Here is a 6,000-nt window from a genome sequence, read left to right on the forward strand (position 1 = left end):
CGGCAATTCGTCTTCCTCGGAAGAGGCAGCGGCTCCAGGCGGCATGGGACCAAGGAAGCCAACCTCTGCCAAGAAGGCTCGCAATGAATTGACGGAGTGGATCAAAGCGCTGGTAATCGCGGGCATACTCGTATTCGTGATTCGCTGGCTTCTGGTCTCCCCGTTTATCGTGGACGGAGAGTCGATGGAGCCGAATTTCCTTAACCGGGAACGTATTATTGTCAACAAAGTGCTGTACGATTTCCGCGAACCGCATCGGGGCGAAGTGATTGTCTTCCACGTTCCGGACGAGCAGCGGGACTTCATTAAGCGCGTCATCGCGGTGCCGGGCGATACGGTCAAAGTGCAAGGAGATACCGTGTACGTGAACGGCGAACCGCTTGAAGAGCCATATCTGCAAGATGCGATCGCGAAAGCTCATGCCGAGGGCAGAGAATACAACAACCTGGACTTCCCGAACGCGGAATTCCCGGACGGCACCGTGCCAGACGGAACGCTGTTCGTGATGGGCGACCATCGCGACAACAGCAAGGACAGCCGCATGATCGGATACATACCGATGGATCGGGTCGTTGGCCGCGCCGAGTTGATTTTCTGGCCGTTGAAGGATATTAAATATATTGGCAAAGGATATTAAGCGCCATGACGATTCAATGGTTCCCGGGTCATATGACGCGGGCCAAGCGCCAGATTGAGGACAAGCTGAAGCTGATCGATGTCGTGTTCGAGCTTATCGACGCCCGGGTTCCTCTCGCAAGCCGGAATCCGATGATCGACGAGATCGTCGGCGCGAAGCCGCGGCTTATATTGCTGAACAAAGCCGATCTGGCCGATGCGGAGATGAATGCCAAGTGGATCGATTGGTTCCGCTCCTTCGGGCGTGAGATTCTGGCCATCGACGCGAACACCGGTATGGGCGTGAAGGAGATCTCCGGGCGGGTGAAGCTGCTGCTGCGCGAGAAGATCGAGCGGCAGATTGCCAAAGGCATGAAGCCGCGCCCCGCGAGGGCGCTCATCGTCGGCATTCCGAACGTCGGCAAGTCGACGCTGATCAACAGGCTGGCCGGGCGCAGCGCGACGATCACTGGCGATCGGCCAGGCGTGACGAAGGGCCAGCAGTGGATCCGCACGGGCGGGGATCTGGAGCTGCTCGACACGCCGGGCATTCTATGGCCGAAGTTCGAGGATCCCGAGGTCGGATTCAAGCTGGCGGCGACGGGAGCGATCAAGGAAGAAGTGCTGCATATCGACGAAGTCGCCTGCAGCTTGCTGCAATGGCTGGCGGCAGAGTATCGCGGCACGCTGGAGGAGCGGTACGGATTGGCGGACTTGCCGGCCGAATTGCCGGACATTGCTTCAGCCGCAAGCGTGCTCGAGGAGATTGGCCGCCGCCGAGGCTGTCTGGCGGGTGGAGGACACGTTGATTATGAGAAGGCCGCCGGCGTGCTGCTGCGCGATCTTCGCTCAGGCAAGCTTGGGCGCATCTCGCTCGAAGCGCCCGTTATTTAGGCGTGGTGTTAAGGATAGCAAGCCAAGATGAATCCGGCGCAGGACGATCGGGAACGATCCGTCTTTGCGGCGGATTTGCTGTTTGTATAGGAATGGCAAGATCGATATCTAGCGAGATTGTGCGATTATGGGTTGCCGCATGAGCGGACTTGTCGGAGAATGAAGAAGACAGCTTAGGAGCTCTGCCGTGATGGGCAGGCGCTCGGCGGAGAGGCGGAGAGAGATGGAAGAGGCAGAACGCAACAAGGCTGATGAGGCCGCGCAAGAGAGCAAGCGCAGCCGGTCGAAGAAGAACGGTCGAGCCGCGAATGCAGCGGAAGAAGCGAGCGAAGAGGCGGCTGCGGTCGACCGGCTGATCTTCGAGAAGGAGCTGTGGGCGCAAGGGCTGACCGCGGTTGCCGGTATCGATGAGGTCGGGCGCGGCTGCTTGTTCGGGGACGTCGTGGCGGCAGCCGTCGTGTTCCCGCCGGGTCTGGTGTTGGGCGAGATCAACGATTCCAAGCAGCTGAGCGAGAAGAAGCGCGAGCGTCTGTACGACGTCATTCTGGAGCATGCGGTTGCTTGGTCGGTGGCCAGGGTTGATGCGGCGACGGTTGACCGGATCAACATTCGACAGGCGTCCCGGCTCGCAATGAAGACGGCGGTCGAGACGCTGTCGGTGCGTCCCGAGCATCTGCTGATCGATGCGGAGACGGTGAGCTTGGAGCTCCCGCAGACGCCGATCATTAAGGGAGACGCGCGGAGCCAATCGATCGGAGCCGCTTCGATCATTGCCAAAGTGACGCGCGACAGGCTGTGCCGGGACGTGTGGGAGGCGATGTATCCGGGCTACGATATCGCGGCGAACAAAGGCTACGGTACAAAGGCGCACCGCGAAGGGCTGCTGCGCATGGGGCCGACGCCGCTGCACCGGATGTCGTTCCTGGATGGAATTCTGGCGGAGCAGCAGCAATTGTTCTGACGTATCGCTATGCACGTTGGACGGAGAATAGCCGATACATAGAGTAATAGATAAGAATTGATAGTATCGATGATGGGGATTGTGGGTTGCGAAGCTTGGAAACGTTGAATTGTTGAACGCAGAACGAGCAACGTGTTCGACAATCGTGGAATGCGGAATCTCGAATGGCAATCGTGACAGGGAGGCGGCGGCATGAGCATGAATATAGGCGCGATCATGAAGGCGCTGATGGGAGACGCCCAGCCCTCCGATTCGCGCGCGCTCGAGCTGCGGATCGGACAGATCGTGCGCGGCGTGCTGCTGCAGGTGATGGAAGGCGGCGAGTCGCTGCTGCAGATCAATGGCGTTCAGGTCAGAGCCCAGTTGGCCGCCGATCTCCAGGTCGGCAGAAGCACGCTTCTGCAAGTGCAGCAGCAATCGACGGGCAGCCAGATCGTGCTGAAGCCGCTCGCCGATGCGTCGGAGCTGCCGGAGGGCGAAGCGCTCCCAGATGCGGCCAAGTCGTTCGGGCTGCCTGGCCAGAAGTGGAGCTTCGAGCTGCTGCAGGGGCTGAAGCGGGACGGCTATCCGCTGGATCGCGAGACGGCGGGCTGGTTCAAGCGGGCGGCGGATATGCGGCCGAGCGGCATTGATACGCAAGAGTGGATGAACGCGGCGGGGGTTGCGTTCCGGCGCGGCCTGGCGCCGACGGAGACGACGATTGCGTCGCTAAGGCAAGCGCTGTACGGGCCGCCGGTTCATGAGCAGCTCGAAGCGCTGCAGAAGCTGCTGGCGGACTTCTTGGGGCAGCAAGGCGGTGAGGCTGCCGCGGCGCGGGGAGGAACTGCTGCTATGGCGCAGGGAGGTGCCTCAGCGGCAGCGGTGCGAGTGTCGCAGCTGCTCGCGCAAGGGAGCGAGCTGCTGGCTGCAGGCGGCGAGGATCTGCTCGCCGAGCCCGGGCGCGCGCCGCAGGCGGCATCGGCCGCGGCAAGCGGCGGGCTCGCAGGCGGCGCGGTTGCGCAAGCGGGACTCGCGGCAGGCGGCGCGGGCGGGACGATTGGGTCCGCCGAGCCGGAGCAAGCGGCTGACCGCCAGCACTCCGCGGCCGGACAGGCTGGCGCTTTGCCGACGGCAGCGAATGCAGCGCAGGCATCGGCTGGTCAAGCGCCGCTGCTCGCCAGCAAAGCGGCGGCGGGTAAGGACGGTCTTGATGCCGCCGCAGCACGGAGCGTTGGCGCGGGAGCCACCGCGAAGGCTGGAACTGATGCTGACGCTGGCGAAGCAGGATCGCGAGAGGCATCGGCACAAGCGTATGCCGCCGGAACCGGCGCTTCCGGCGCAGAGGCTGCGCGGGCGGACAAGCCTTGGATCGGGCGCTTCCTGCAGTGGCTCGGCGTCGAGCATGAGCGTCAGGCGGCTATATTTTCGACCGGTGATAGCTTCTCAAGACAGGATGGGACGGCCGATGCCGCGGCAGACGATGGACACAACTTGGCTAGGACGGGCGAGTCGCTCAAGAGCGCGCTGCTGACGCTCGCATCGAGCGAGAACGTCCCCCCGCAGCTGCGGGAAGCGGCACAGGCAATGGCGCAGCAAATAACGGGACAGCAGCTGCTGCTCGCTTCCGACAAGCAGAATCAAGCGCCGATGAGCCACATGACGCTGTTCGTCCCGGTACGAGGACCGGACGGCGACACGACAGCGACGATTCACGTCCAGACGCGCAAAGGGCGGAGAGGCGAATGGGATACGGGCAACTGCCGGCTGCTGTTTGATTTGCGGATGAGCCATTTGGGGGATACGGTCGTAGACGTGCAAGTCGTCGACAAAGTCGTGTCGCTCAAGCTGATGAACGATCGGCCTTGGGTGGCGGAAGTGATGGAAGCGGCTAGGAATGAAGCGGCTGCCGGATTGCGTGCGGCTGGCTTCCAGTTGCTCTCGCTTAAGACGGTTCCGTTTCCGATACCGGTTCAAACGGAGACAAGCGAGATCGGCGAGGTGCAGCCCTCTAGCGGGCGCATTGCGGCAGACGCCTATGCGGCCAAGCCCTACAGAGGGGTGGATTACCGGGCATGAATGCGAAGGAACGCGAATCCCCTGCCGCGGGCGCCAAGCCGCCGCGCAAAGCGGTGGCGTTAAAGTATAATCCGGAAGCCTCTGCGGCTCCGGTTATCGTGGCGAAGGGACAAGGCTGTCTCGCTGACGAGATCGTTCGCAGAGCGAAGGAGAATGGCGTGCCTCTGCAGGAGGATGCTTCGCTGGTAGAGGTGCTTTCGAAGCTTGATTTGGAGCAGGAGATTCCGCCAGAGCTCTATCGGCTGGTCGCGGAGATACTCAGCTTCGTCTACCGCGCCGACCGCCGGGCTGGCTTGAAGCAGGGAGACGGCGGGCTGCAGCCTTAAGCGGCGGCGGATAGCTTGGTCGATGGGATACGGGAGAAGCGCGAGCTGAGATCTGCCGCTGTCGGCTTCTATTGCGCTGGATGTCGGAGCTATACTCTATTAGGATAGGCGTGCTGCTGCGACTCTCGGGGAGGCTGTTGGAATGGAGAATAACCATATGGACGATTCGAAAAAGAGTATACGCCCCGCCGGGAGGCCGGCGGATCGCCGCAGAGCGACCGGACGGGAAGCCGAGGAAGCGGCCGCACGGCATTTAGCCGCCTGCGGTTACCGTATTATCGATCGCAACTGGCGCTGCCGAGCGGGCGAGATTGATCTCATCGCAAGCGATAGCGGCGCTCTCGTCTTCGTCGAAGTGCGCTCCCGGCGCAACCCTTCGCGGTTCGGCACGGCAGTGGAAGCCGTCACGCCCCGCAAGCAGGCGCAAGTCCGCAACGTCGCTCAGTACTATCTAGCGATGAAGAAGATTGACGGCCGCCCAATCCGTTTCGATGTGATCGCCGTCACCTTTGATGGGAATGGCGAGATCAGCGAGCTGCGCCATCTGGAAGGCGCGTTCTGAGCGTTCTGTGACAAGAAGGTTACTGGATGACCTGCATGGCCAATCAATCAAAGTAAAGGAAATGTTCGATTTCTTGAACATCTCCTTCTTCTTTACACCGGCACAGCCGTATCCAAGCAGCGGTATTGCACCGCCTCCGCGACGTGCTCCTCGCCGACGCCGTCGCTGCCGGACAGGTCGGCGATCGTGCGCGCCAGCTTCAGGATGCGGTCATGCGCACGGAAGCTTAAGCCCAGCCGCGCATAAGCGCTGGCGAGCAGCGCTTCCGCGGCGGGCGCCAGCTTCGCATGCTCCGCCAGCCGCCGCCCGGACAGCTCGCTGTTCCAGCGGATGCCGCTGTCCCGGTAGCGGAACCGCTGCCGTTCGCTCGCTTCCGCGACCAGCGCCTTAGCTTCGGCCGAGCTCATGCCGCTGCCGGCAGAGCCCGGCGCCGACTGCCGGGGCATCTCCACCTGCAGATCGATCCGGTCGGCGAGCGGCCCCGACATGCGGGCGCGGTAACGCGAGACCGCTAAGGAGGAGCACGTGCAAGGACGATCCTCGGTCTCGGCTCCGTAATACCCGCAAGGACAGCGGTTCGTGAAACC

7 protein-coding genes are annotated in these 6,000 nt (G+C 62.4%); 6 read left to right on the plus strand and 1 reads right to left on the minus strand.

All coding sequences use genetic code 11. The features are described from left to right. Positions 1–43 precede the first annotated feature (43 nt). The 6 genes from lepB (at position 44) to H4Q31_RS06665 (ending at position 5,413) form a co-directional block, all read left to right on the plus strand. Positions 44–637 carry a signal peptidase I gene (lepB, locus tag H4Q31_RS06640; RefSeq protein WP_245347203.1) on the plus strand — a complete coding sequence of 198 codons (594 nt, stop codon included), beginning with the start codon at positions 44–46 and terminating at the stop codon, positions 635–637. Between the two features lie 5 nt (positions 638–642). Beyond that, complete coding sequence (gene ylqF / locus H4Q31_RS06645; RefSeq protein ID WP_185178297.1) at positions 643–1,509, plus strand: ribosome biogenesis GTPase YlqF; 867 nt, start codon at positions 643–645, stop codon at positions 1,507–1,509. A 190-nt stretch (positions 1,510–1,699) separates the two neighbouring features. Next, positions 1,700–2,470 (plus strand): ribonuclease HII, encoded by a 771-nt coding sequence (gene rnhB / locus H4Q31_RS06650; protein WP_311771696.1) that lies wholly within the window; start codon positions 1,700–1,702, stop codon positions 2,468–2,470. 192 nt (positions 2,471–2,662) lie between these two features. Next, positions 2,663–4,525, plus strand: a complete 1,863-nt coding sequence (locus tag H4Q31_RS06655) for a TP0910 N-terminal domain-containing protein (RefSeq protein ID WP_185178298.1) — start codon at positions 2,663–2,665, stop codon at positions 4,523–4,525. Next, positions 4,522–4,851 (plus strand): EscU/YscU/HrcU family type III secretion system export apparatus switch protein, encoded by a 330-nt coding sequence (locus H4Q31_RS06660; protein WP_185178299.1) that lies wholly within the window; start codon positions 4,522–4,524, stop codon positions 4,849–4,851. The genes H4Q31_RS06655 and H4Q31_RS06660 overlap by 4 nt, the downstream gene beginning before the upstream one ends. 142 nt (positions 4,852–4,993) lie before the next feature. Beyond that, positions 4,994–5,413, plus strand: coding sequence for a YraN family protein (locus H4Q31_RS06665; protein ID WP_245347191.1), 420 nt, complete (start codon positions 4,994–4,996; stop codon positions 5,411–5,413). A 92-nt stretch (positions 5,414–5,505) separates the two neighbouring features. On the opposite strand, the gene H4Q31_RS06670 is transcribed toward H4Q31_RS06665, so the two are convergent. Beyond that, a partial coding sequence (locus tag H4Q31_RS06670) for a magnesium chelatase subunit ChlI family protein (RefSeq protein ID WP_185178300.1) occupies positions 5,506–6,000 on the minus strand: 495 nt, incomplete at its 5' end.

The sequence above is a fragment of the Cohnella lubricantis genome (assembly GCF_014212015.1).
GTDB lineage: Bacteria > Bacillota > Bacilli > Paenibacillales > Paenibacillaceae > Cohnella > Cohnella lubricantis.

Bases quoted from the DNA above. Each gene is read 5' to 3' on its own strand.
- H4Q31_RS06655 (WP_185178298.1), top strand. From the start codon at position 2,663: ATGAGCATGAATATAGGCGCGATCATGAAGGCGCTGATGGGAGACGCC.
- ylqF (WP_185178297.1), top strand. From the start codon at position 643: ATGACGATTCAATGGTTCCCGGGTCATATGACGCGGGCCAAGCGCCAG.
- H4Q31_RS06665 (WP_245347191.1), top strand. From the start codon at position 4,994: ATGGAGAATAACCATATGGACGATTCGAAAAAGAGTATACGCCCCGCC.
- H4Q31_RS06660 (WP_185178299.1), top strand. From the start codon at position 4,522: ATGAATGCGAAGGAACGCGAATCCCCTGCCGCGGGCGCCAAGCCGCCG.
- rnhB (WP_311771696.1), top strand. From the start codon at position 1,700: ATGGGCAGGCGCTCGGCGGAGAGGCGGAGAGAGATGGAAGAGGCAGAA.
- lepB (WP_245347203.1), top strand. From the start codon at position 44: ATGGGACCAAGGAAGCCAACCTCTGCCAAGAAGGCTCGCAATGAATTG.